A 24,033-nucleotide genomic window follows, 5' to 3' on the forward strand; every position below is an offset into this window, starting at 1 on the left:
CCTTTCAAAACTGTAAGGTTTTTGTCATTTGAATCGATGGAAGGTATTTCCGTACTTTACTAATATAAAAACATAGTTAGTAGAAAGAAGGGCGGAGAAGTAATATGAACATTAGAGAACTCGCATATCGGAATGTAACGCGAAATAGACGGACATACTCAGCCTATTTTTTGAGTAGTGCATTTGCTATTATGGCCTTTTTTGTGTATTCATTTTTTGCGTTTCATCCGGCATTAAGTGCAGGAGAATTGGGTCAGTACGTATTCGTAAGTATGTCTTTTGCACAGTCTATTATTTACTTATTTACATTCTTCTTTATTTTGTATTCAATGGGAATGTTTTTAAAAACGAGAAAGCGTGAGCTAGGAATTTTAATGATGCTAGGTATGACGAAATATCAATTAAAGCGTCTTATCTTTTTTGAAAATATTATGATTGGAATAGGGGCAATTATTTTTGGTATTCTTTCAGGTATGTTATTTTCAGGGGTATTACTATTTGTCGCCCCGATGATATTAAAACTAGATATATCCTTATCCTATTACATACCGATGAAAGCAATTGTTGTAACAAGTATTATGTTTTTCATATTATTTATGATCATATCATTGTTTAGTGCAGGAATGATTCGTAAAAATAAAATTATGAAGTTGTTTAGAGGGTCAGCAGAGGCAAAACCGGAACCGAAAGCATCAATCATTTCTTCAATATTAGCAGTAGTATTGCTTAGTGCTGGCTATGTAGGAGCTCTTCTATCGCATGGCGCAATGGTATTTATTATGATGATTCCTGTTACAACGGTAGTTATTATTGGGACGTATTTGTTGTACAAGCAGCTGAGTGTCTTTATTATTCGATTATGTAAAAAAAGTAAACGTTTTTATTGGACACAGACTAATATTATTACGTTATCAGATTTAGCGTATCGCATGAGAGATAACGCAAGAATGTTCTTTATTGTAACCATTATTTCTACTGTAGCATTTTCCGCAATAGGGACATTAGTCGGCTTCGCATCCATGACGAAAGGGATAATGGAGAGACCAATTGCGTTTCATTACCATTCTAAGCAAGGGAATAGTAACGAATCACAACATATACAAATGATTGACAAAGGATTAAAGAAACATAATATAGCAACTTCAAAAACTAATATTTCGACAAAGAAAACGGAGGAACAGTCGTTAAGAAGCGCCACTTTTATAAAAGAATCAGATTATAAGGAATATGCAAAGTTAACAGGAGAACCATTTAATACTGTAGCCAATAAAGAGATTGTATTTTTGTCAGGTGATATACCAGGGCCAGCGATGAAAGAAAGAAAAGAAATTACTTTACTCAATATGAATGAAAGTTTAAAGGTGAAAAAAGTTACTTCATCTTCATTGGGGAAAATATTAAGAGGAAATGTTTATGTAATCTCTAATAATCAATATGATTCATTACAAGATGGATTTATAGAGACAAAAGATTATATGTATAAAACTGAAAGAACGAAAGATGAGATTGAAATTGGTAAAGAGCTTACTCATCAAATTAAACCGTATCAAGAACAGTCAACGTTTAGTGCGGAAGAGTACGAACAAAACCAAAGTTTACAAATTGCAGGACCGATTTTATTTGTAGGTTTCTTTATTGGTATAGTATTTTTCGTTTGCGCAGGAAGTTTCCTTTACTTCCGTTTATTCTCCGATTTGGAGGATGATGTTCGCTTGTTCGAAATGATTCGAAAAGTTGGATTGACGAGTGGGGAATTATCGAAGGTAGTTACAATTCGATTGGCGCTTTTATTCTTCGTTCCAATTGGTGTTGCAACATTACATGGGGCAGTAGCCTTAACTGCGTTAGGGCAAATGTTTGAGTACTCATTGTTTAAAGAAAATACAGTTGTATTAAGTATTTTCATAGGTATTCAAATTGTATACTTCTTACTTATAAGATCCCGTTATGTAAAACAATTGAAAGAGAGATTACATATGCATTAAATGTGTTTTTTTAACTCGAGTACAAAATTTTCTAAAAAGAGGCAAGTATTGCCAAAAAGTGATAAAATGGAAAAAGCGAGGTGAAAAAATTAATATAGAGTAAGGGGGGGAGAAATATGAAAGCAACAGGAGTTATTCGAAAAGTAGACGAATTAGGACGAATTGTTATCCCTAAAGAATTACGCGATGTATTGGGAATACAAATCAAATCACCGCTTGAAATTTTTGTAGAAGCAGATAAAATCATTTTACAAAAATATCAACCTTACAATGCTTGCCAAATCACAGGTGATGTTTCAGAACAGAACATATCATTAGCAAATGGAAATATTACTGTTGGGATAGAGGGAGCGGAATATTTAGTAAAAGAGATAGAAAAGTTTTTAAACAAGAGTGAGGTTTAGTCTTAATTTATATTATTTTTCAAATTACATATCATTCTTTTAAAAGACTGTAAGAGGACCATTAATTGGTTCTCTTATTTTGGTTAGTAGTTGAACGACATGGGGTGTTACTTCCTACAAATCATAGGGAAAATAAAAAAGTAGTATAGAGTTAGTAAATGATGTTGAGAAATATTTGAAAAGAAGGAAAACAAAAAGAATAAAACGAATGTTACATTTACACTTATTCAAAAGTGGTCTGAAATGAAAATAATACATTTTCAGGAGGGATTACGATGAGTAGTACAGTGAATAAACAAAAAGGTATACAATTGATTCCGTTTACCGTAAATAAGGTGGTAGAACAAGTAAATGAAATTCCACCAGGTGTACAAATGATTCACGCTCCGCAAGTATGGGAAAAGAGTGTGAAGGGGCAAGATGTAGTCGTTGCCGTATTAGATACAGGGTGTGATACTAATCATATAGATTTAAAAGATCGTATTATCGACGGAAGAAATTTCACAAAAGATTATGAAGCTGATCCAAATGTGTATCTTGATAATAACGGACATGGTACTCATGTAGCGGGGACGATTGCCGCGACTGAAAATGGTGTCGGTGTATTAGGAGTTGCACCACTTGCTAAAATGTTAGTATTAAAAGTTTTAGCGGGAGATGGTTCTGGAAGTTATGAGCAAATTATTGAGGCAATTCATTATGCTGTAAATTGGAGAGGGCCGAATCAAGAGAAAGTGAGAATTATTTCAATGTCACTTGGTGGTCCGCAAGATGTTCCAGAATTACATGAAGCAATTCAAAATGCGGTAAAGCAGGATGTTCTCGTTGTATGTGCTGCTGGAAATAATGGAGATTGCGATGATGAAACAGAGGAATTAGATTTCCCAGGTGCTTACTCTGAGGTAATTGAAGTTGGTGCTGTTAATTTAGAGCGGAAGATTGCATGTTTTAGTAATTCAAATCAAGAAATTGATCTAGTAGCGCCAGGTGATGAAATATTATCTACGTATCCAGATGGGAAATATGCTGTGTTAAGTGGAACTTCCATGGCGACGCCGCATATTGCTGGGGCGCTCGCCTTGCTCATTAAACAGTGTGAGAAAGAATACGGTCGAAAGTTATCAGAGCCGGAAGTATATGCACAACTTATTAAAAGAACTGTACCTTTAGGGTACGAACGTACATCTGAAGGGAATGGATTAATAGATTTATTAAAAGAATAGCCATATTAAAAAACATCTCATATGAATATGAGATGTTTTTTAATATGGCTTTGTCGCATGTAATACAACTTGTAACAAACCTGGGAATCTAGCATTTAAATCTTCTTCACGAATTGAAATGAAACGTTGTGTTCCTTCAAGGCGCGTGTACATAACACCTGACTCACGTAAAACTTTGAAATGGTGAGATAAAGTTGATTTCGCAATAGGGATGTTTAAAGCACCACAAGATTGTTCACTTTTCTCTAGTAACATATTTACAATTTGTAAACGAATTTGATCGCTAAGTGCATATAAGACAGAAGAAAATTGAATTTCTTCTCGATTTGGATGATAGAGTGTACGCATATTTCACCTACTTGTATAAGTTAAGATATTTGCACTATAACATATAAAGTGATATATTTCTATTGTTCGAATATATTCGAACAATAGAAATATAGGGGGAGAAAAAATGAAGTATACAAAATTGCAAAAGGCAGGACTAAATATTTCAAAGTTGGGTTTAGGTACAAATGCAGTAGGGGGACATAATTTATATGCTGATGTGAATGAAGAAGAGGGAAAGCAATTAGTAGAAGAAGCTATTCAGCAAGGGATTACATTTTTTGATACAGCAGATTCATATGGTTTTGGTAGATCAGAGGAATTAGTAGGAGAAGTATTAAAGGGAAAACGTCATGAGTTTATACTTGCTACAAAAGGTGGAATTCAACCGTTGTTAAATGGAGAAACTTATATTAACAATGAACCAAGTTATTTAAGAAATGCTGTGGAGAATAGCTTAAGAAGATTACAGACTGATTATATTGATTTATATTATTTACATTTTACAAATCCTGAAACAAGTTACATAGATTCAATCGGAGAGCTTACTCGTTTAAAAGAAGAAGGGAAAATTCGTTCAATTGGAATATCGAACGTAAACATAGAACAATTAAAAGAAGCGAACCAACATGGTCATATAGATGTTGTACAATCTCCGTACAATGTGTTAGAACGTACGGCAGAGGAAGAACTGTTGCCGTATTGTATAGAAGCGGGTATTTCATTTATTCCATATGGGCCTCTTGCTTTTGGAATATTAGGTGGGAAATATACAGAAGATTTTAAATTGAACGAAGTCGATTGGCGCCAAAATGTAAATCTATTTGAAGAAAATACATATAAGAGTAATTTTAAGAAAGTGGAAAAGTTAAAAGGGCTAGCTAAAGAAAATGATATTGAAGTGTCTCATTTAGCGCTAGCATGGTTATTAAATAAAGAAGGAATTGATACAGTTATACCTGGTGGAAAGCGGGCAGAGCAAATAAGAGAAAGTGTGAAAGCGGTAGACGTTTCATTGAATGAAAGAGTCATGAAAGAAATCCAATCTATTTTAGAAGATTAGTGAAACAGAGGGATAGTACCCTCTGTTTATATAAGGAGAAGGTCTAAATGAATAGAGTACTAGCTGTATTTTTCACGATAATGTTTATGATCGGTACAGACACTTTCTTAATTTCACCACTGTTGCCGACATTACAACAGGTGTATCATGTTTCAACCGAGTTGTCAGGATGGATGGTGAGTTCGTATGCTTTAGGGTATGCTGGATTTGCGCTTATTGCTGGTCCTATATCAGATGGATTAAACAGAAAAAAAGTGATGGTACTAGGTATGAGTTTTTTTGCAATAAGTACGTTTTTGTGTGGAATTGCACCGAGTTTTTTATGGATGCTAACATTTAGATTTTTAGCAGGTGTAAGTGCAGCTTTTGTATCTCCACAAGTGTGGGCATCCATTCCGCTCCTTATAGAGAAAAAGCAAATTGTGAAAGCAATTGGGGTTGCAACAGCAGGGTTATCAATCTCTCAAATTTTAGGGCTGCCACTGGGAGCTTATTTAGCAACGATACATTATACAATCCCATTCTATTTCATTGGTATATTATCAGCACTACTTGTTATTCTTATTTATGTTGTATTACCAGAAATACAGTCGGTTCATATAGATGGAAATAAAAAAGTGATTTTACAGCGTTATAAACAATTACTTACAGATTCAAAGGTTTCACTTTCTTATTTTGCATACTTTGTTTTTCAAACCGGAAATTTTGCTGCATTTTCATTTTTTGGTGTATGGCTTTCCATTCAATTTGGCTTACAGGTTCATGAAGTAGGTACGGCTATGCTTGTACTAGGATTAGGAAATTTAGCTGGTAATATTTTTGGCCCTAGACTTGTAAATAAAATTGGATACAATCTTTCTTTCTATGGTGGAATTGTATTTACGGCAGTGTTATATGTAATACTTCCCTATTTAAAGAATCTTATTTTTGTTGAATTCTTTTTCTTTGTTTTATTTTTTGTGACAGGAATTTTGTTTGTATTAATGATGGGACATTTACAAAACATGTCTACTATAGCACGGGGAACAGGTGCTGCCCTTGCTAACGCCTCGATGTACATTGGCCAAATGATTGGTGCGGTAATAGCAGGAATGTTATTTGCAACATCTCACAATTTTATACTAGTAGGTAGCTTTACAGCGTTATTATATGTTGTAGCTTTATTTCTGCTTAGAAAAGGTGAACACATTAGTAAAGATAATGAAAAAGGAATTGCATCATAAAGTTTTAGTAAATCAAAAAACAATTTTTTAGGATAAGTTAAAAAGGTGCTTTTTGATTGCATAGTTGCTGTATTTTTAATAATTCGTCGTTGAGCTGTATGATTGAAAAGGATTTGTAATAAAATTATGGGAAAATAAAAAACCCCTATATAGATAGGGGTTTATATATCGGCATATAGCTCCTCGGAAAAGGATATACCTAGTTTAACATATAGGAGTACTTATAATTGTGAAATAGATGTGAAAGTAATGTGAAAAATGTTGTAATAAAAAGCACTGTTTTAGCTAATGTAGCTAAAACAGTGCTTTTCTCTTTGATTGAACAGTTGCAGCATTTTCATCATGTATACCTGCATCTTTAATAATTCGTTGTTTTGCTTTATTTAATAGATGGTTTACTGCTTCGCCAAAATAGTTAGCTTCGCTTTTTGTGCGGGCTTCTCGTAAACATTTATAGTTTTCTAGCAGTTCCTCTTTTTCGGAGTTTGTTAAGAAATCTTCTATTTTCTTTTTTGTCATACGAAACACCCTTTCTCCTGACAAACGACGCAATAGAAAATATTTATTTCTCATTATAACAATAATTTTAAAAGAAAGTATACACTAACGTCGCAATAATTTGTCAATTTCTTGAATCTTCTCATCAGCTTTCCCAATTTGCGTATTTTTAGCCTGTTCGCCACCAAGAGCTTGATGTAGTAAAAAAGTTTGACCGGAAATAGCAGTTACAATGGATACTTTTATAATTTCTTTTATTGCGGTGACATCGAATAAAACGAGCCCAAGAAGTGCGGCTAGGCTACCAGTAAAAATATCAGTTAAAAATCCAAAATGAAAAAATGTTTTCAAACGGCGTGGAAGCAATAACTTACCTTGGTTATTGATTAGATGGGAAACGAAGCCGGTAATGCCACCAACGAGAACAGCGGTTAGCCATTGATACATTTCCATCGAATCCACTCCTTTTAGTGAATAAGATTCGATTATTTTATATTGATTCCTTTTAATATTTCATATAAGCATATTGAGAAAGTTTGTTTGGGTATATTTTGTATTCAAATTAATTATAACAGAAAATTTCGATAGATTTCAGTCTATTATATGAATCATTTTTACAATAATATGAATGCAGAAAGGGGTGCGTCATATGAATATAGATTATCGAATAAGAAGTGTAGATGGTTATACAAAAAAAATAGGGGAATTAGTAAGCATGCTTGAGCATACGAGAGCTGTAACATTAGGCGAAGTAAAAAATTTATCAGTTGAGCAATTAGATTTAATTATGCAAAGCAGCGGAAATTCAATTGGCGCCTTATTAAAGCATATAGCAGCTATTGAAAAAGTTCATCAGCTTATTTCATTTCAAGATAGTGACTTTACAAAAGAAGAATTAGAAATATGGGAAGATGCACTGTATTTAGGGGAAGCGGGTAGAGCAATCTGTGGTCATGAAATACAGTATTATGTACAACTTCTACAAAGTGTTCGAGAAGAATCTCTGAAGTATTTAAGTGAACAAGGTAATGAGTGGCTCATGTCAGAAAGAAAGTGGCCTAACGGTGTAGTATATAACCAGCACTATCTTTGGTTTCATGTGCTAGAAGATGAAATTAGTCACCGAGGACAAATTAGAATGCTCAAAAACAAGTTATTTGAAAATTACGTTAAATGATGTAGCTTTTTATAGGAGAATTCCATATAATGAGAGTAATTAAAATAAGAACGGGGTGATGTATTATGGCGAAAATAACTTATATGAATAATAAACCAAATACAAAGGTGGATGGAAAGGGCGAAACGATATAAGTGAGCGCACTATCCTTCCACTTAGCTTAAACTAGGGAGGATATCAATTTGAATCAAAATATTTTAGAATCGTATGGCTGGGATTCTTTTTTTGAGGAACAAGCTGTAGAGAACTTTGAAGTAGGGCGTATTTTACTTGAGCATAAGCATATATATCGAATTATTTGTAATGATGGTGAATATATGGCAGAACTGTCTGGAAAGTTTCGGCATGAAGCAGTAACGAAGGGAGATTATCCAGCTGTTGGTGATTGGGTGTATATAAAGAAAATAGAGAATGAAAAGAAAGCTATCATTCATCGTATTTTTCCGAGAAGAAGCTCTTTTTCTAGACAAGAGGCTGGTACTCGAACGGAAGAACAAGTAATAGCAGCAAATGTAGATTATTTATTTTTAGTGAATGCACTTAATCATGATTTTAATGTTAGAAGGATGGAACGTTATTTATTATTAGCGTATGAAAGCGGTGCTATGCCAGTTATTGTTTTAACAAAGAGTAGTATATGTAATGATGTGGAACAGAAAATTGTAGAAACGGAAGCTATAGCAATTGGTGTTCCTATTTTCGTTGTTGATAGTTTAGAGCATACAGGTATTGATTCGTTGAAACAATTCGTTTCTTCAGGGAAAACAATTGCTTTAGTTGGGTCATCAGGGGTAGGAAAGTCAACTTTGTTAAATGCACTAATAGGAATTGAGGTAGCAAAAACGGGAGATATACGTGAAGAGGATAGTAGGGGGAGGCATACGACAACGCATCGAGAGTTATTTCAATTGCCAAGTGGCGCTCTCGTAATTGATACTCCCGGTATGAGAGAATTGCAACTTTGGGAAGGAAGCGAAGCGATTCAAACAACATTCTCTGATATTGAAAAACTTGCGACAACATGCCGTTTTCGTGATTGTAAGCATGAGAATGAACCAGGATGCGCGGTGCATAGTGCAATTGATAACGGACTTATTACGATAGATCGTTTGAAAAGCTATAAAAAATTACAAAGAGAACTGGCGTATTTTATGAGAAAACAAGATGTAATCCTTGCCAGAGCAGAGCGTGATAAGTGGAAAAAGCTTTCTAAACAACATAAAAAAATGTAAAAACCAAAGGGTGCCCCTTTGGTTTTTTCTATTTGTAAATTTTATAATAATATTATTCATATATATAGACAAAAGGAACCTAATTGTTTAAACTTTACAAAGTATTCATCATAATAGGTTATGAAAATAATAATTAGGGATTGGGAAATATTCATAATTAACTCAATTTAACTTTTAAATTTGAAAATTAGGAGGTTCATAATGGATAAACTATTAAATTTGTTTCGTGATATGAAAGTAGCAAAAAAGCTATTAATTTCATTCTTTGTAATTTTAATTGCGGCTGTGTCTATTATCGGAGGCATGTCTTATCAAACAGCCAAAAATAATTTTGAATCGCAAATTAAGAGCAGTGCCAACGACAATATAAAAATACTTGATAATTTAATCAATCAAATGATTGATGCAAAATTTAATGATGTGAATAATTTTGCACGGGTGATTCAGGGGAATATGTATCAAGGAGATAATCAGGATGAATTAAGAAAAATGTTATCTCAATATATAAATTTAAATAAAGATGTTGAACAAGTATATGTTGCCGGAAATGATAAAAAATTTGTACAAGAACCAAATATACAAATGGCAACAGACTATGATCCAACAGAGCGTTCTTGGTATAAAGATGCGGTTGCAAAACAAGGTGGTATTGTTGTTACTGAGCCATATAAGGCAAAAGGAAATGGACATATTGTCGTAACAATCGCAAAACAAACAGAAGATAAAAATGGGGTTGTTGCGCTAGATTTAAGTTTAGATAATTTATTAAAAACATCAAAGTTAATTAATATTGGTAAAAAAGGATATGCCTTCATTTTAGATGGAAAGCAAAAAATAATTGCTCATCCACAAGAAAAATCAGGGGAAAAAGCGGCTGATTCTTGGGCAAAGAAAATTTATGAAGATAATCACGGTGCTTTTTCATATTCTTATGGCGGTAGTGAAAAGAATATGGTATTTGCTACAAATGTAAAAACAGGTTGGAAAATTGGTGGGACTATGTACTCAAGTGAAGTAATTGAAGCTGCTCAACCTGTATTTTATAATATGTTAATTGTTATGCTTATCTCATTAGTAATAGGTGGAGCACTTATTTATTTTGTAACACTTTCAATTACGAAGCCTTTAAAGAGATTAGTTGTTACCTCTAAAGAAATAAGTGAGGGGGATTTAACGCAAACAATTGAAATTCATTCTAATGATGAAATCGGCCAACTTGCTAAAGGATTTAATGAGATGACGAATTCGTTACGGACGTTAATCGGAAGAATTAACGATTCAGCTGGGCATGTTGCAGCGGCATCAGAAGAGCTAACTGCAAGTGTAAGGCAAGCAAGTGAAGCGACTGAGCAAATCACAATCGCAATGGATGAAATATCAAGTGGGGCAACGACGCAAACAACAAGCGTAGAAAATGGCGCTATGTTACTGTTTGATGTAACGGAAGGAATTCAACATGTAGCAAATAGTTCATCATCTATTAATACGGCTTCTGCACATACTCGTGAAAAAGCAGAAGATGGTGGGAAACTAGTAGGAAGAACAGTAAACCAGATGCAGTCTATTGCAGAATCTGTGTCACAATCAGATGCAGTTATACAATTACTAAATAATAAATCAAAACAAATTGGTGATATTTTAGAAGTAATTCAAAATATTGCAGATCAAACAAACCTTCTAGCTCTAAATGCGGCGATTGAAGCCGCAAGAGCCGGTGAGCATGGAAGAGGTTTCGCAATTGTTGCAGATGAAGTGCGTAAATTGGCAGAGCAGTCTAGCGTATCTTCTAGTGAAATTAGTAAATTAATATGTGAAATACAAGATGATATGGGTAAGACAGTCAAATCTATGAATCATGTAAATGAGGAAGTTCAATCTGGACTTGTTATCGCAAATGAAACGAAGCAAAACTTTGCTGAAATTTTACAATCTACAAATGAAATAGCTAATCAAATTAAGAAGATGGTTGAAACGGCTAATGGAATGTCAAAAGGGGCAAATGAAGTATCTATTTCGGTAGGACAAATTGCAATGACAGCGCAAAATAATGCAACAAGCACACAAAATGTTGCGGCTTCAGCTGAAGAACAGCTAGCTTCGATGGAGGAAATTGGATCCGCAGCGGGCACGTTATCTCAAATGGCTGAAGAGTTACAAGGACTAATTGACAGATTTAAAGTTTAATAGAGAACAGACTATCCCTAGTAGCATTATGCCACTAGAGGGTAGTCTGTTTTATTGTGTAAAATCAAATAGGGATGTAGACTTCCTTTATGACGTTTAAAATGGCATTTTGCATAATGTTTGTCGAAAAATAGAGGTATTTGTTAGCTTTGTGTATAATTATTAACGTATAGAATACAAATAAAAGGAGAGTATTATGGGAGTGTATTGGGGGACAAAAAGACATTCTTGGCTTAGTTACGTCTCATTTTGGCTAAGTATTTCATTTTTTATTGTTTTTCTAATTGAAGTGTTTATATTAAAAACACTTTCGAATAGCTCGGTACAAATTGTTAAATATTTTTATTTTATACTTGTACCAGTAAATATTTTTCTTAGTTTAAAGTTACTATTTAAGAAGAATGAAAAGAAAGCGTTACCTATTTTTAGTTTCATTGTCTCATTATTATTTGCAATTTTAATAATCGTATTAGTTTTAGCAGCTATAGGGAATTTCTTTTAAGGGGAGTGGTATAAGTCACTCTCCTTTTTTATTTGTGGTAGTCTTACTATATATAAAAGTATGAATGCTGTGAGCTAATAAAAGCGGAGAGTAGACAATATTTGCATGGATTAAATCCTGACGCTATTTAAACTTGTAAGAGTGTATGGAGTAATGAGGTAATATAACATAATAATGGAGATAGAATTAGTTATTTTATAAGTATCTATGAAGCAAATGAATACGGTAAGAACGGTGATATATGGTACAATAGCTATGGATAGTGATAGAGATAAAGGGTATATAAAATACTCATCGTTTTTTAGTAAGAGAGGGGTTATCTTATGCTATACGAGGATTTGGAGACATTATTTCAAACAGCTCCGAAAGAAGATAGAGGCGGATGGAAATATATAATCCAAGAACAAAATGATACATATAAAATTGTTGATGAAATACTGAAAAATCAAATGAGTGTCGAATTGTATTTTAATGAATACGATGAGGTGAAAATCACTTTATATAAAGATGGAATTCCCATTACGACTATACAAAGAATTGTGATTTCAAAAGTTGAATTAGACGAAGATGAAGAAGGTATTCAATTTGTTTTAGAGCGCATGCCTAGTCGAATGATCCGGTTGCAGTTAAAGCCGTATTTAGCATTAGAAATGGGACCGTACTGGGAAGTATGTGATGATTGTGAATGAACATAAAAAAGCATCCAATAACATGGATGCTTTTTTATGTTTTTTGAAGTTGTTTAAACGCAATGATTGGAAGTATAACAATACTTACCCATCCGATGATAGGATATAGAATATGAAGTAAGTCACTGTAACCGATGTAACTAAAGCAATAACTAATTAGTAAAATGAAGAAAATAATATTGTGATTTTTCCACCCAGTAATAGATTGCATCTGTTTTGTCATTCCGAACACATTACCAACTAAAGTTGTGAAAACTTCACCGAAAATAATGAGAACGAAGAAGAAATGAAAAGTTGCATTAAATCTTCTTATGACTTCAGCCATTGGGATGTTATATTGATAAAATTGATCGACTGATAAGATTGCTAAATGGCTGCATAATAAAATTAAAGAAAGTCCAGCACCACCTAAAATCCCACCCCAAAAAATGGCTTTTCGATCCTTTACTTCACTGGCTAATGGGACGAGAACACTTTGGGCGAGAGAAAGATTTAAGGCGACATATGTAATAGGGCTAGTAATCCATTTCATATTCCAGCTCTCTGCAGGAATAGTGTTATTAATGGAAGGTGTACCGTGAAAAAAGGTTGTAATAGCAAGTCCGATAATAAAAATCATCATAATAGGTACGACAAGTGTATTTACTTCAAAAACACCTTGTAATCCGCGGCTACTTATAATGAGACAAGCGATAACTGTAATGAGAATACCGAGTTGTCTTGGTAAGCGAAGTTGCTCTTCAAATACTGCACCAGCCCCTGATAACATAACGCTCGTTACACCGAATAAAACGAGTAATAATAATGTGTTTACAACATTCCCAAATACATCCCCAAATAAATATTTGTTAAATTCTTGCGCTGAAAATGCCCCGATTTGTGATGAAAGTAACATCATCTTTGTGCCGAGCCAAATAAAAAAAAATCCACTTACACATATGCCAATTGTCCCGTATAATCCATTCACTGTGAAAAATTCAACAATTTCTCGTCCAGTAGCAAATCCAGCTCCAACGACAGTTCCGATATAAGTAGCAGCTACTTTCTTTGCTACTTGCCATTGTTGATTGTCCATGTTATCCCTCTTTCTACTATGATGAGCTTGATGTACTATTATGCATATGTATGAGCTTGGACAATTAGACGTATGAAGTGTTTGAAAAAATACATGAATTAAATGATATTAGGGAAGTATTAAAGGTGTTAAAACTTTGTTACATATAAGCCGATTGTTCGAAAGGAAAGGGAATGTATGGTAAAATGTAATTAGGTTATTAAAAGATAAACATTACAAAATGATAAGAGGAGTGGATTGTATGAGTACGAAAACAAATGTTGTTGAAGTATTAAACAAGCAGGTAGCAAACTGGAATGTGTTATATGTGAAATTACATAATTATCACTGGTATGTGACAGGGCCACACTTCTTTACATTACATGAGAAATTTGAAGAGTTTTATAATGAAGCTGGAACGTATATTGATGAGTTAGCAGAACGTATTTTAGCTTTAGAAGGTAAACCATTAGCGACAATGAAAGAATATCTCGCAACATCTAGTGTCAGCGAAGGGACAAGCAAAGAATCTGCAGAAGAAATGGTGCAAACATTAGTGAATGATTATTCTGCACTTATTCAAGAATTAAAAGAAGGTATGGAAGTTGCGGGCGAAGCTGGCGATGAAACATCAGCTGACATGCTGTTAGCAATTCATACAACATTAGAACAACATGTATGGATGCTAAGTGCATTCTTAAAATAACGATAAAAAATATAAAGAAACCCATTGAAAAATTATTTCAATGGGTTTTTTTATGATTTTTCAGTTTTCTTTTATGCTATAATATAGTAAAAAGGAGGCGATGCGATGTTTCGCTTTTTCAGAACTGGAAAAGAAGAGCGGGAAATTACGAAAGATGAATTAGAACAAGCGATGGCTCAGTTTTTAGAAACGAATGCTAATATCGTTTATACAGTATTAGTAAATGAAGATTATACAGTAAATTATGATTTGTTAAAACCGTATTTACCTGCATTTCCAACAAATGATTTTCTCATAACGAAGGAAACGCTTGAGGTATTTGAACATACAGCAGAAAATTTAAACCTAGTGAAAGAAATTGATGTCGTACAAAAGGCAGTAGATCAATACGTAACAGAAAAAGAAATGTTCCCAATTGTTGAAGGTAGCGAAGATCGCCTCATATGCGGAATGAAACTAGGACCTTACTTAAATCGTAGCTTAAAAAGAGACTTATATATTTCAGAAAAACATTATTTAGTTTCAAGTAAACCAGATAGAAAAAAACAAAAGAGCGGGTAGACGTAATGAAAACAACAATACATATATTGTTGTCTTTTTTTTGTTTGTTAAAATATTGACTTTTCAGTTTATTGATATTTATATTAAATGTATTGGACAGAGAAGGATAACTATTAAGTATCATTCGGAGAATAAGATATTGCTAGGGCGAGTTATATAAAATCTTCACAAAGTGGTATAAAGATTCGCAAAATAAATATTATAAAAAGTTTCGGGGGAATTGGTACATGAAAAATAGTATGACTTACATTCAATTATTAAATGAAACGTTACGTTGTTATGCAAATAAAGGAAGTTTTGAAGCGTACAATTATATAATGGAAAACGCTATAGGTGTAATAGGGAATGAGGCGCAAATATATAATTTTAAGTATGCGCTCGCAAGTGCATCAGGACTTGAAAAAGAAGCATTACATTTAATGAGGGAGGCCATTATAGAAAAGGGATTCTGGTATGGAAATGAATATTTGATTTCCGACGAAGATTTAAAATCACTACATAAATTTAAAGAATTTCATACAATGGTGCAATTATGTAAAGAAAGAGAAGAATTAGCACATAAAAAGGAAAGACCAGATGTGAAATATATATATAGCAAGAAAGAGGGGAATCTACTACTTACAATACATGGTGACCAAGAAAATATTCAAATAATAGAGCCATATTGGAAATCAGTTTTGACACAAGATTACACGTTAGCTTTACTACAGTCTTCACAAATTCAGTTTTCAGATGGATTTGTTTGGGATGATTTAGAGAGAGGGAAAGGGGAATTAAAAGAGCATTACAATAAGTTTATAGAAAATCATACAGTAGAAAATGTGATAATTGGTGGTTTTTCTGCAGGGGCAAGAGTAGCTTTATATACGATTTTACAAAAAGATATAGATGTAGATGGTTTTATTTTTATGGCACCATGGCTTCCTGAGATTGAAGAATGGGATGAGTTGCTAAGAGTGCTGCAGGATAAACATATAAAAGGATATATAGTATGCGGGGATCAAGATGAAGATTGTTTCGAATCCACGCAGCAATTTGTACGATTATTAAGAGATAAGAATATAGAACATAAGTATAAAGTTGTGCCTAACTTAGATCATGATTATCCTATTAACTTTGATGAGCTATTAAAAGAAGCTATTGAATATATAGGAAATAAAAACAATAAGTAGTAAGAAAAAGAGATGCATCATATGTGATGCATCTCTTTTTAGAGTTATAAATTAAAAGCATTTGCTAGTAAGCGATAAGACTTTAATTTATGTTCAAATTGATGGGTAATCGTGACAATCATAAATTCGTCAGTATTGTATGCTTTGCTTAAGTTTATTATTTTTTCTTTTACAGAAGACGGATCACCAACAATCATACGTTGACGATTTTCTTTTATACGGAATAAATCATAAGCACTGTATGAATAATTTTGAGCAGTTTCAATAGAAGGTGTACCAGTAGTTCGTTTTCCTTGCTCTAATAATAAGATTGATAAATCTAAACTAGAAGCAATTTTTTCCGCTTCTTCATTTGTTTCTCCGCATATAACAAAGATGGCAACGATTGAATTAGGCTTATCTCCTAAAAATGAAGGCTGATATTGTTCTTGGTAAGCCCTCATAACTTCAGGGCCTCCGAAGCCATTAATAAATTGTGCAAATGCGAAAGAAGCTCCGTTGTTTGCAGCAATTTTAGCGCTCTCTCCGCTAGAACCGAGCATCCACATTTCAGGAGATGTTGGGATAACTGGAGTAGCTTTTAAGTTTGCATAGTGATGGTTTTCTGGTATTTGATCATGTAAGTACATTGCAACGTCTGCAATTTGTTCTGGATATTGATCAAGTGAGACCATTTTCCCTTCTTGAAGTGCGCGAGTTGCTATTGGCATACCACCAGGAGCTCTACCAACACCGAGATCGATGCGGTTCGGATACAGTGCTTCTAGAACACGGAAATTCTCAGCAACTTTATATGGGCTATAATGTGGTAACATAACACCACCTGAACCGACTCTAATACGGTCCGTTTTTGCTGCAATATGAGAAATAAGTATTTCTGGACTTGAACCAGCTAAGCTTACGGAATTATGATGTTCGGATACCCAAAAACGTGTGAATCCGAGTTTTTCAACTTCTTGTGCAAGCGTAACTGTATGTGAAAAAGCTTGGGCTGCTGTGCTACCATCTGAAATAGGTGATTGGTCTAATACACTTAACTTGATCATAGAATATACCTCTCAATCTTAATGTACATCCTATTATATATTTACTTATGAAAAATGCGTAGTGAAATGCTCAAAATGAAAAGCGGATAATCCTATTTCCGCTTTTAACGAGAAAATCCGCGTTCATAATGATTCATTTCGACCAGATTTAAAATATATTCATAGTTGTCAATTTCACATTTTAGCTGTTCACGTTCTTTTTCAGATAGTGTCATATTGCTAAGTTTTTTACATAAGTTTTGTTTCTTTAATTCTAAATGCTTTTTTGTAGCGTGGTAATCATAAGTATGTTTCATTTTTTAGTCACTCCTTCGTTGCGGTTGCTATATTATACGAAGCATAAAGAAATATGAAATCTGTCTCTTATGTACTTTTAGTGAATATTCAAATTGCAATGGTGTTATGTTTATGGAGATTTATGAATAAAATGCACTAAACCACTAACGTCCATTTGATGAAGTAAGGGGTGGAATTGTGCAGAAAGATATAATGTATAACACTGAAATGGATGAAGCGTTAAAAGTTATAGATAAAGGATTGAAGAAGACGATAAATCCAAAACAAATTATTGTAGTGGGAGCTGGTATGGCTGGATTAGTTTCAGCATCTTTATTAAAGGCTGCAGGACATGATGTGAAAATTTTTGAAGCAAACAACCGGGTAGGTGGCCGTATAGAAACGGTTAGAATGGAAGATACCGGATTATATTTAGATGTCGGAGCAATGAGAATTCCGTATTCGCATACATTAACGATGGCTTATATAAGAAAATTTGGGCTACAGGTGAGTCCATTTATTAATAGAAATGAGACGGATATTATATACGTAAATGGACGAAAAACGACGTTGAAACAATATGAAAAGGATCCAAGTATTTTAAGGTATCCTGTGGAAATGAATGAAGTGGGAAAAACGTCTGAAGAACTATTGTTATTAGCAGTACAGCCGATAATAAATTTTATTAAAAGAAATCCAGAGAAAAATTGGGATGTTGTAGTGAAGGATTTTGGGAGATATTCCACAGGACAATTTTTGAAGTATCACCCTTATCAGTATAATACTTACTTTTCGCCAGTAACAATTGAGATGATTGGTGTTCTATTAGATTTAGAAGGTTTTTTGGAACGATCGTTTGTAGAGACTTTACGCTTTCTATACATTATGCAAGAGGAGAGCGGATTTTGTGAAATTGTGGGCGGGAACGATAGATTGCCAAAGTCATTTTTACCGCAATTAGAAGAGAATATTATATATAATCAAAAATTAATGAAGCTACATCAACACGATAATGGTGTGACAGCTTTCTATCGGAACGAGGAAACTTTTGAATATAGCAGTATTACAGGAGATTTAGTTATTGTTACCATTCCGTTTTCGACAATGCGTTTTGTAGAAGTAGATCCGTTTGATTCTATATCTCATGAAAAATGGAAAGCAATTCGTGAATTACATTATATGCCTGCGACGAAAATAGGAATTCAATTTAAAAGCCGATTTTGGGAAGAACAAGGACAATTAGGTGGCAGAATTATAACAGATTTGCCAATTCGTTATGCCTATTATCCAAGTTATGGAATTGGTGAGAAAGGACCGGCTATGATGTTAGGTAGCTATACATGGTCTTATGACGCATTGTTATGGGATGGTTTATCAAAAGGTGATCGTATTTATTACGCATTACACAACTTAGCAACAATATTAGGTGGTCAAGTGTATGATGAGTTCATATCTGGAATATCAAAAAGCTGGACATTGGATCCGTATGCGCTTGGAGGATTTGCACTTTTTCAAGCAGGTCAAGAATCTGAGCTGCAACCAGCGATTGTCAAACCAGAGGGGAGAATATTCTTCGCTGGAGATCATACAACGCTATATCACGGATGGATTCAAGGTGCGATTGAATCTGGAATTCGTGTAGCGGTGGAAGTGAATGAGTAAAAGGTTTTCAATTCAGAAAATTCTTTACTATATAATTTGAGATGGATATTATTATATATAAAAGAAATATAGGGAGTGTTTACAGTGAATCCGTTATTATTCGATTTTCCTTCTGAATTTTATACTGACAGGCTTTTTATTCGAATGCCGAAACCAGGAGATGGTAAAGTTGTATATGATGCAATTCAGGCTTCAATAGAAGAACTAAAACCTTGGATGGTGTTTGCACAAAAAGAGCAAACAGAGCAAGAAATAGAAGAAAGTATTAGAAAATCACATATTCAATTTTTGCAACGTGAGGATTTAAGATTACTAGTGTTTTCGAAAGAAACAGGTGAATTTATTGCTTCAGCCGGATTACATCGTATTAATTGGGATATACCTCAATTTGAAATCGGATATTGGATTGATACAAGGTTTAGCGGAAAAGGCTATATGGTAGAGGCTGCGAAAGGTATAACGGATTACGCTTTTTCTGAATTGAAAGCAAACCGTGTAGAAATTCGTTGTGATTCTTTAAATGAAAAGAGTAGAGCGATACCTGAGAAATTAGGCTTTAAGTTAGAAGGTACGTTAGAAAGTGCGAGTGTTGCGGTAGATGGAAACGGATTAAGGGATATGTGTGTATTTGCCATGACTAGAAATACATATGAAAAAGAAGAGCTGTAAGAAAACAGCTCTTCTTTTTATGCATTATGGTACAGGATGTCCATTAGAGCTTTCGAAAATTGTAAACCATTGTTGACGATTTAAGTTAACGTTTGTAGCAAGAGCCGCCGTTTTTACACGATCTAATTTACCAGATCCAACGATTGGCATCATATTAGCTGGATGAGCAAGTAACCAAGCATACATAACCGTATCGATACTAGTAACACCTAGCTCAGTAGCAACTTTTTGCATAGTTTCACGTACACGTACGGCGCGTTCTGATTGACCAGTAAAGATTTCCCCACCAGCAAGAGGTGACCAAATCATTGGATTGATTCGTTTTTCTTGGCATAAATCAATTGTCCCTTTTTCAAAATGCTCAAGCTGCAATGCAGAAACTTCAATCTGGTTCGTAATAAGCGGGAAATCTAAGTACGAACTTAACATATTAAATTGTGAAGGTAAGAAGTTAGATACACCGAAGTGACGAACTTTTCCTTCTTGTTTTAATTGTGAAAATGCTTTTGCCACTTCATTTGGATCCATAAAAGGATCGGGGCGATGAATAAGTAATACGTCAATATAATTTGTATGTAAATTTTTAAGTGATGCTTCTACACTTTGCATAATATGCTCTGCACTAGTATTGTAGTGAGCAACATATCGCTCTGGAAATTTCGGTGATGGGGGAGCGATTCCACACTTTGTAATAATTTGCATGTTTTCTCGTAAGGAAGGCTTTAATTGTAAAGCTTCTCCAAACAATCCTTCACACGTATATCCGCCGTAAATGTCAGCGTGATCAAAAGTAGTAATTCCCATATCCATACAATCTTCAATGAAAGAAAGTAATTCTTGTTTTGTCATGTTCCATTCTGCTAAACGCCAAAATCCTTGAATAATACGAGAGAATTCTAGCGTTTCATTCATTTGAACTCGTTCCATTATAAGTACCCCCTTGATGAATAATATTGTTTTGAAAAGGCTTTCTTACTACATGTTATTATATAGTTAATTAGGTGTACAGACAATAAATATGTTTTGCTACAAAAATGATTTTCTCTATATGCTATAATGTAGAAACATATAGCTATAAGGAGAGGTACGAAATGATTCCAGTAACAATATTAACTGGTTTTCTTGGATCAGGGAAAACGACTTTATTAAATCGTATTTTATCAGAAAATCACGGTAAGAAATTAGCGGTGATTGTAAATGAAATAGGGCAAATTGGCATTGATAATCAGTTGATTATGAATGTAGAAGAAGAAATTATGGAAATGACAAATGGCTGTTTATGCTGTACTGTACGTGAAGATTTACTTGTTGCTTTAAAACAGTTACTGGACGTAAAAGCAGAAGGGAAAATGGATTTTGATGGTTTAGTAATTGAAACGACTGGCCTTGCAAATCCAGGGCCGATTATTCAAACATTCTTTTTAGATCCAGTCATTCAATCTGCATACCAAATTAATGGTGTTGTAACGGTGGTAGATAGTTATCATATACATAAACATTTTGAAAAAGGATTAGAAGCAAAAGAGCAAATTGCGTTTGCTGATGTCGTTTTAGTAAATAAATTAGACTTAATTGAAGAGAGTGAGAAAGAAAATCTTTTGCATGAACTTCAAGGAATTAACCCGACTGCAAAGTTAATCGAGGCGACTAACTGTGAGGTAGATATACCATCTTTATTACAAATTCAAACGTTTAAAACGAAAGATACGTTGCAAATTTACCCTCATAAAGAACATAACCACTTAGAAGGTGTGAAATCATTTGTATTACGTGAAGAACGTCCGCTGGATTTACAAAAGCTTAATGAGTGGATGTCAGCTGTCGTTCAAGAGCTAGGGGAATATTTATATCGTTACAAAGGAATTTTATCGATAGACGGAGTAGATAAACGTATCGTTTTCCAAGGTGTACATACGTTATTTGCCGCTTCGTACGATAGAGAGTGGCAAGAGGGTGAAGAGCGAGTAAGTGAAGTAGTTTTTATCGGAAGAGATATTAATAAAGAGTGGTTCCAAGAACATTTCGAGGAGTGTGTGAAATAAGTCTGCGTAAATTGCAGGCTTATTTTTTATGAGCATTCTATTAGATTACAAAACAGAATTAAATAAGGGAAAGAAACTAAAAATTGATACATGTATAATAAAAAGCCTGTTTTCACAGGCTTGTATTTTCGTCTATTAGTAACTCCATTACAACACCCACAACTGGACCTTCATCATCAATATCACCATTTAATCGGAAACCAAATGATTCATACAGTCCCATTGCAAGTTTGTTGTCTGGATGTAAACTTAAGTAAATTATTTTGCATTCAAATTTTTCTTGTAAGAATTGAATGAGTAAGCGAAGGAAACGTTTTGCGTATCCTTTTCCTTGATATTGTTGGTCAATCATAAAGCGATCGAGCCATACACTTTTATGTTTTACTGAATACCATCCATACATTGCATAACCTACAAGTGTTTCTCCATCATATAAACCTACTGACGTTCCGTTTCCTTCATATAATGATTCTGCTAAAGAAAACGCGTTACTTTCAATAAATTGTTGCTGATCTTTTGCGACGTCTAAAGCAACTACTGAACGCCAATTTTTTGCTGTTACTTCACAAATGTGAAGATTCATAATTCCAACTCACCTTCTAAATTAATATAGCTTTAAAGCTAATATGGATAATTTTACTTGTTATTTTGGTCAAGTCAAGGATAAATACATAAAAAGGCAGCTGAATACTAGATTCAGCTGCCTAGAAAATATAATGTATTAGTTTGTTGCTTCTTTCAATGTGTTTACGTTTTCTTCCATTAAAGTGAAGTAATCTTTATTATTTTTTGCATCATCTTCAGAAACAGTAGCTAAGTGATTTAAGCGTAAAACTTTTGTACCAGTTTCTTTTTGAATAACAGATGCTACTTTTGGAGTAGAGAAAGTTTCGAATAAAATATATTTTAGATTATGTTCTTTTACTGTTTTTGTAATGTCAGCAAGCTGTTTTTGAGATGGCTCATCAGAAGCTGAAATTCCAGCGATAGGAATTTGTTTTAGGCCGTATCGTTGTTCCCAGTAACCATAGGCAGCATGAGAAACTAAAATTTCTTTCGTTTTTGCGTTCGCTACAGCTGCCTTAAATTGATCGTCTAAATCAGTAAATTTAGTTTGAAGTGCTGCAAAGTTTTTTTCGAATTCTTTTTTATGTTCAGGTTGTAATTCTACAAGTGCATTTTTAATTTTTTCTGCCTGTTTCATTGCTAGAGTAGGATCTAACCAAACATGTGGATCTTTATCGTGATGATGTTCATCTTCTTTATGGCCATCTCCATGATCATGATGCTCTTCTTCAGTAGAAGCACGAAGCTCAATACCTTTAGATGCATTTACAATTTTAACATTTTCTTTTTGTAATGTTTTTTCCATTTTTTCAGCAAATGGTTCTAATTCAGCGCCGTTATAAACGAATAAATTGGCTTTTGCAACTTGTACTGTTTGTTTTTGACTTGGTTCAAATGTATGTGAATCTGCACCAGGTGGGTAAATTGCTTCAACATTTACATAGTCGCCACCGATTTTCTTTGCGAAATCAGCAAGTGGGAAAATCGTTGTATAAACTGTTAGCTTTCCATCTTTCTTGGCATTACTTTCTTTTTTATTTGAGCAGCCAGCGAAAATTAAGATAAAAATAAGTAAGAATGAAAATATAGTCAATCTTTTAGGCATGAAGTTCTCCTCTTTTCTTTTTTACGGATATATTTTCCCCAATTATAGAAGAAAAATATCATTTTAATACAAAACGGAATAATTACGTTTTAGTTTGCGAACTTAGTATAATACATCTTTAATAAAGTTGCAATAAATAATAATCATTCCGATTTGTTTTTGTTATAAAGTTGTCAAATATAGGTGTATTATTTTTGCAAATGCATGCATATGTGACAACGCTGTTTTCATATATTGAAAAGGAGGTAAAGAGGGGGATGAGCGCTTGGGTTACTTAATGGAAGCTATTTTATTAATATTAGCGGTAGTATTGCCATTATCTTTCGTATTAATTTTTTTAAGAAGATTAATAAGTAATTTAGGGGACGCTACACATGCCCATCAACTTAAGAACAAAAATAAAATGGGATTCCCTTCAAAACAGTTAAAAACTGTTCAACATATTGGTTATTCTTAAAAATACGCATGCTAAATAAACTCTAACGAGTTTTATTTTTAAAATTATGCAGCTTTCTTTTGTTCTCTAGCTATACTATACTCATAATGAACACCCATGATATCGAAGACCGTTTTCTTCTCATATCTGTGAGATTTCCGCCCGTTTTTCTCTAGAAGGTGGAACAGGCGGATTAGAAGCTTTGTTACTTCTTGGGTGTTTTTCTGTAT

Annotated in this window: 26 protein-coding genes and 2 pseudogenes; 18 read left to right on the forward strand and 10 right to left on the reverse strand. The window is 33.8% G+C overall.

Going from position 1 to position 24,033, the window contains the following annotated elements; all coding sequences use genetic code 11:
• Nucleotides 1-104 precede the first annotated feature (104 nt).
• From ATL10_RS04100 to ATL10_RS04110, 3 genes are all read left to right on the forward strand, one after another.
• Nucleotides 105-1,985 carry an FtsX-like permease family protein gene (locus ATL10_RS04100; protein WP_110496464.1) on the forward strand — a complete coding sequence of 627 codons (1,881 nt, stop codon included), beginning with the start codon at nucleotides 105-107 and terminating at the stop codon, nucleotides 1,983-1,985.
• A 116-nt stretch (nucleotides 1,986-2,101) separates the two neighbouring features.
• Nucleotides 2,102-2,389, forward strand: a complete 288-nt coding sequence (locus ATL10_RS04105; RefSeq protein ID WP_000648324.1) for an AbrB/MazE/SpoVT family DNA-binding domain-containing protein — start codon at nucleotides 2,102-2,104, stop codon at nucleotides 2,387-2,389.
• A 275-nt stretch (nucleotides 2,390-2,664) separates the two neighbouring features.
• Nucleotides 2,665-3,612, forward strand: coding sequence for a S8 family peptidase (locus tag ATL10_RS04110; protein WP_000099763.1), 948 nt, complete (start codon nucleotides 2,665-2,667; stop codon nucleotides 3,610-3,612).
• A gap of 39 nt (nucleotides 3,613-3,651) precedes the next feature.
• On the opposite strand, the gene ATL10_RS04115 is transcribed toward ATL10_RS04110, so the two are convergent.
• Entirely contained in the window at nucleotides 3,652-3,960 is a 309-nt protein-coding gene (locus tag ATL10_RS04115) for an ArsR/SmtB family transcription factor (RefSeq protein WP_053564708.1), read from the reverse strand.
• Nucleotides 3,961-4,066: 106 nt separating this feature from the next.
• Between ATL10_RS04115 and ATL10_RS04120 the strand changes: the two genes are divergently transcribed.
• Nucleotides 4,067-5,002: an aldo/keto reductase gene (locus tag ATL10_RS04120; RefSeq protein WP_097821625.1), complete on the forward strand. Its 936-nt coding sequence runs from the start codon at nucleotides 4,067-4,069 to the stop codon at nucleotides 5,000-5,002.
• Between the two features lie 47 nt (nucleotides 5,003-5,049).
• Nucleotides 5,050-6,225, forward strand: coding sequence for an MFS transporter (locus ATL10_RS04125; protein ID WP_097821626.1), 1,176 nt, complete (start codon nucleotides 5,050-5,052; stop codon nucleotides 6,223-6,225).
• A 294-nt stretch (nucleotides 6,226-6,519) separates the two neighbouring features.
• Here the strand turns inward: ATL10_RS04125 and ATL10_RS04130 are convergent, their stop codons facing one another.
• Together ATL10_RS04130 and ATL10_RS04135 are read right to left on the reverse strand one after the other, a co-directional pair.
• On the reverse strand, nucleotides 6,520-6,744 hold the full coding sequence (locus ATL10_RS04130; protein WP_000162602.1) for a hypothetical protein: 225 nt from the start codon (nucleotides 6,742-6,744) through the stop codon (nucleotides 6,520-6,522).
• A gap of 84 nt (nucleotides 6,745-6,828) precedes the next feature.
• Nucleotides 6,829-7,176, reverse strand: coding sequence for a DUF4257 domain-containing protein (locus ATL10_RS04135; protein ID WP_000426317.1), 348 nt, complete (start codon nucleotides 7,174-7,176; stop codon nucleotides 6,829-6,831).
• 196 nt (nucleotides 7,177-7,372) lie between these two features.
• On the opposite strand from ATL10_RS04135, the gene ATL10_RS04140 reads away from it, so the two are divergent.
• The 6 genes and pseudogenes from ATL10_RS04140 to ATL10_RS04165 all read left to right on the forward strand — a co-directional run bounded on the left by ATL10_RS04140 (nucleotide 7,373) and on the right by ATL10_RS04165 (nucleotide 12,507).
• Entirely contained in the window at nucleotides 7,373-7,900 is a 528-nt protein-coding gene (locus ATL10_RS04140) for a DinB family protein (RefSeq protein ID WP_110496466.1), read from the forward strand.
• Nucleotides 7,901-8,082: 182 nt separating this feature from the next.
• Nucleotides 8,083-9,132, forward strand: coding sequence for a ribosome small subunit-dependent GTPase A (gene rsgA / locus ATL10_RS04145; protein WP_097924392.1), 1,050 nt, complete (start codon nucleotides 8,083-8,085; stop codon nucleotides 9,130-9,132).
• A 303-nt stretch (nucleotides 9,133-9,435) separates the two neighbouring features.
• Nucleotides 9,436-10,374: pseudogene (locus ATL10_RS32280) on the forward strand (HAMP domain-containing protein); the annotation flags it as partial.
• Between the two features lie 123 nt (nucleotides 10,375-10,497).
• Entirely contained in the window at nucleotides 10,498-11,316 is an 819-nt protein-coding gene (locus ATL10_RS32285) for a methyl-accepting chemotaxis protein (RefSeq protein WP_420913082.1), read from the forward strand.
• Nucleotides 11,317-11,512: 196 nt separating this feature from the next.
• The gene (locus ATL10_RS04160) at nucleotides 11,513-11,818 is read left to right on the forward strand and encodes a hypothetical protein (protein ID WP_000539572.1); all 306 of its coding nucleotides are present in this window, start codon (nucleotides 11,513-11,515) and stop codon (nucleotides 11,816-11,818) included.
• 323 nt (nucleotides 11,819-12,141) lie between these two features.
• Nucleotides 12,142-12,507: a DUF3979 family protein gene (locus ATL10_RS04165; protein WP_000965063.1), complete on the forward strand. Its 366-nt coding sequence runs from the start codon at nucleotides 12,142-12,144 to the stop codon at nucleotides 12,505-12,507.
• A 34-nt stretch (nucleotides 12,508-12,541) separates the two neighbouring features.
• Here ATL10_RS04165 and ATL10_RS04170 read toward each other — a convergent pair whose 3' ends face one another.
• On the reverse strand, nucleotides 12,542-13,582 hold the full coding sequence (locus ATL10_RS04170; RefSeq protein WP_000370207.1) for a YkvI family membrane protein: 1,041 nt from the start codon (nucleotides 13,580-13,582) through the stop codon (nucleotides 12,542-12,544).
• Nucleotides 13,583-13,823: 241 nt separating this feature from the next.
• Here ATL10_RS04170 and ATL10_RS04175 point away from each other — a divergent pair, with 241 nt between their 5' ends.
• The 3 genes from ATL10_RS04175 (at nucleotide 13,824) to ATL10_RS04185 (ending at nucleotide 16,000) form a co-directional block, all read left to right on the forward strand.
• Nucleotides 13,824-14,267, forward strand: coding sequence for a Dps family protein (locus ATL10_RS04175; protein WP_000105199.1), 444 nt, complete (start codon nucleotides 13,824-13,826; stop codon nucleotides 14,265-14,267).
• 105 nt (nucleotides 14,268-14,372) lie between these two features.
• Nucleotides 14,373-14,828, forward strand: coding sequence for a DUF3939 domain-containing protein (locus ATL10_RS04180; protein WP_000488209.1), 456 nt, complete (start codon nucleotides 14,373-14,375; stop codon nucleotides 14,826-14,828).
• A gap of 227 nt (nucleotides 14,829-15,055) precedes the next feature.
• Entirely contained in the window at nucleotides 15,056-16,000 is a 945-nt protein-coding gene (locus tag ATL10_RS04185; protein WP_071731025.1) for an alpha/beta hydrolase, read from the forward strand.
• Between the two features lie 44 nt (nucleotides 16,001-16,044).
• Here the strand turns inward: ATL10_RS04185 and ATL10_RS04190 are convergent, their stop codons facing one another.
• On the reverse strand, nucleotides 16,045-17,046 hold the full coding sequence (locus tag ATL10_RS04190; protein WP_000594040.1) for an LLM class flavin-dependent oxidoreductase: 1,002 nt from the start codon (nucleotides 17,044-17,046) through the stop codon (nucleotides 16,045-16,047).
• A 104-nt stretch (nucleotides 17,047-17,150) separates the two neighbouring features.
• Nucleotides 17,151-17,342 (reverse strand): DUF3896 domain-containing protein, encoded by a 192-nt coding sequence (locus ATL10_RS04195; protein ID WP_000683366.1) that lies wholly within the window; start codon nucleotides 17,340-17,342, stop codon nucleotides 17,151-17,153.
• A 178-nt stretch (nucleotides 17,343-17,520) separates the two neighbouring features.
• On the opposite strand from ATL10_RS04195, the gene ATL10_RS04200 reads away from it, so the two are divergent.
• Both ATL10_RS04200 and ATL10_RS04205 read left to right on the forward strand, forming a co-directional pair.
• Complete coding sequence (locus ATL10_RS04200) at nucleotides 17,521-18,984, forward strand: flavin monoamine oxidase family protein (protein WP_141541691.1); 1,464 nt, start codon at nucleotides 17,521-17,523, stop codon at nucleotides 18,982-18,984.
• A gap of 84 nt (nucleotides 18,985-19,068) precedes the next feature.
• On the forward strand, nucleotides 19,069-19,653 hold the full coding sequence (locus ATL10_RS04205; protein WP_097924396.1) for a GNAT family N-acetyltransferase: 585 nt from the start codon (nucleotides 19,069-19,071) through the stop codon (nucleotides 19,651-19,653).
• A gap of 24 nt (nucleotides 19,654-19,677) precedes the next feature.
• On the opposite strand, the gene ATL10_RS04210 is transcribed toward ATL10_RS04205, so the two are convergent.
• Nucleotides 19,678-20,580, reverse strand: coding sequence for an aldo/keto reductase (locus ATL10_RS04210; RefSeq protein WP_098235585.1), 903 nt, complete (start codon nucleotides 20,578-20,580; stop codon nucleotides 19,678-19,680).
• 164 nt (nucleotides 20,581-20,744) lie between these two features.
• Between ATL10_RS04210 and ATL10_RS04215 the strand changes: the two genes are divergently transcribed.
• The gene (locus tag ATL10_RS04215; protein ID WP_053564697.1) at nucleotides 20,745-21,695 is read left to right on the forward strand and encodes a CobW family GTP-binding protein; all 951 of its coding nucleotides are present in this window, start codon (nucleotides 20,745-20,747) and stop codon (nucleotides 21,693-21,695) included.
• 112 nt (nucleotides 21,696-21,807) lie between these two features.
• Here the strand turns inward: ATL10_RS04215 and ATL10_RS04220 are convergent, their stop codons facing one another.
• Both ATL10_RS04220 and ATL10_RS04225 read right to left on the reverse strand, forming a co-directional pair.
• Nucleotides 21,808-22,278 (reverse strand): GNAT family N-acetyltransferase, encoded by a 471-nt coding sequence (locus tag ATL10_RS04220; RefSeq protein ID WP_001048677.1) that lies wholly within the window; start codon nucleotides 22,276-22,278, stop codon nucleotides 21,808-21,810.
• 138 nt (nucleotides 22,279-22,416) lie between these two features.
• Nucleotides 22,417-23,367, reverse strand: a complete 951-nt coding sequence (locus ATL10_RS04225; protein ID WP_098508742.1) for a metal ABC transporter substrate-binding protein — start codon at nucleotides 23,365-23,367, stop codon at nucleotides 22,417-22,419.
• A gap of 265 nt (nucleotides 23,368-23,632) precedes the next feature.
• On the opposite strand from ATL10_RS04225, the gene ATL10_RS04230 reads away from it, so the two are divergent.
• Complete coding sequence (locus tag ATL10_RS04230) at nucleotides 23,633-23,824, forward strand: hypothetical protein (RefSeq protein ID WP_110496468.1); 192 nt, start codon at nucleotides 23,633-23,635, stop codon at nucleotides 23,822-23,824.
• A gap of 44 nt (nucleotides 23,825-23,868) precedes the next feature.
• Here ATL10_RS04230 and ATL10_RS04235 read toward each other — a convergent pair.
• Nucleotides 23,869-24,033, reverse strand: a pseudogene (locus ATL10_RS04235) (IS4 family transposase); the annotation flags it as partial.

Origin of the sequence: Bacillus sp. 196mf (genome assembly GCF_003217275.1) — a bacterium.
Taxonomy (GTDB): Bacteria; Bacillota; Bacilli; order Bacillales; family Bacillaceae_G; genus Bacillus_A; species Bacillus_A thuringiensis_S.

Excerpts from the sequence above, each read along its gene's own strand:
- ATL10_RS04120 (WP_097821625.1), top strand. The coding sequence starts at position 4,067 with ATGAAGTATACAAAATTGCAAAAGGCAGGACTAAATATTTCAAAGTTG.
- ATL10_RS04140 (WP_110496466.1), top strand. The coding sequence starts at position 7,373 with ATGAATATAGATTATCGAATAAGAAGTGTAGATGGTTATACAAAAAAA.
- ATL10_RS04170 (WP_000370207.1), bottom strand. The coding sequence starts at position 13,582 with ATGGACAATCAACAATGGCAAGTAGCAAAGAAAGTAGCTGCTACTTAT.
- ATL10_RS04160 (WP_000539572.1), top strand. The coding sequence starts at position 11,513 with ATGGGAGTGTATTGGGGGACAAAAAGACATTCTTGGCTTAGTTACGTC.
- ATL10_RS04105 (WP_000648324.1), top strand. The coding sequence starts at position 2,102 with ATGAAAGCAACAGGAGTTATTCGAAAAGTAGACGAATTAGGACGAATT.
- ATL10_RS04130 (WP_000162602.1), bottom strand. The coding sequence starts at position 6,744 with ATGACAAAAAAGAAAATAGAAGATTTCTTAACAAACTCCGAAAAAGAG.
- ATL10_RS32285 (WP_420913082.1), top strand. The coding sequence starts at position 10,498 with ATGGATGAAATATCAAGTGGGGCAACGACGCAAACAACAAGCGTAGAA.
- ATL10_RS04190 (WP_000594040.1), bottom strand. The coding sequence starts at position 17,046 with ATGATCAAGTTAAGTGTATTAGACCAATCACCTATTTCAGATGGTAGC.
- ATL10_RS04175 (WP_000105199.1), top strand. The coding sequence starts at position 13,824 with ATGAGTACGAAAACAAATGTTGTTGAAGTATTAAACAAGCAGGTAGCA.
- ATL10_RS04110 (WP_000099763.1), top strand. The coding sequence starts at position 2,665 with ATGAGTAGTACAGTGAATAAACAAAAAGGTATACAATTGATTCCGTTT.
- ATL10_RS04115 (WP_053564708.1), bottom strand. The coding sequence starts at position 3,960 with ATGCGTACACTCTATCATCCAAATCGAGAAGAAATTCAATTTTCTTCT.
- ATL10_RS04185 (WP_071731025.1), top strand. The coding sequence starts at position 15,056 with ATGAAAAATAGTATGACTTACATTCAATTATTAAATGAAACGTTACGT.
- ATL10_RS04225 (WP_098508742.1), bottom strand. The coding sequence starts at position 23,367 with ATGCCTAAAAGATTGACTATATTTTCATTCTTACTTATTTTTATCTTA.
- ATL10_RS04220 (WP_001048677.1), bottom strand. The coding sequence starts at position 22,278 with ATGAATCTTCACATTTGTGAAGTAACAGCAAAAAATTGGCGTTCAGTA.
- ATL10_RS04135 (WP_000426317.1), bottom strand. The coding sequence starts at position 7,176 with ATGGAAATGTATCAATGGCTAACCGCTGTTCTCGTTGGTGGCATTACC.
- ATL10_RS04165 (WP_000965063.1), top strand. The coding sequence starts at position 12,142 with ATGCTATACGAGGATTTGGAGACATTATTTCAAACAGCTCCGAAAGAA.
- ATL10_RS04195 (WP_000683366.1), bottom strand. The coding sequence starts at position 17,342 with ATGAAACATACTTATGATTACCACGCTACAAAAAAGCATTTAGAATTA.
- ATL10_RS04180 (WP_000488209.1), top strand. The coding sequence starts at position 14,373 with ATGTTTCGCTTTTTCAGAACTGGAAAAGAAGAGCGGGAAATTACGAAA.
- ATL10_RS04215 (WP_053564697.1), top strand. The coding sequence starts at position 20,745 with ATGATTCCAGTAACAATATTAACTGGTTTTCTTGGATCAGGGAAAACG.
- ATL10_RS04125 (WP_097821626.1), top strand. The coding sequence starts at position 5,050 with ATGAATAGAGTACTAGCTGTATTTTTCACGATAATGTTTATGATCGGT.
- ATL10_RS04210 (WP_098235585.1), bottom strand. The coding sequence starts at position 20,580 with ATGGAACGAGTTCAAATGAATGAAACGCTAGAATTCTCTCGTATTATT.
- ATL10_RS04100 (WP_110496464.1), top strand. The coding sequence starts at position 105 with ATGAACATTAGAGAACTCGCATATCGGAATGTAACGCGAAATAGACGG.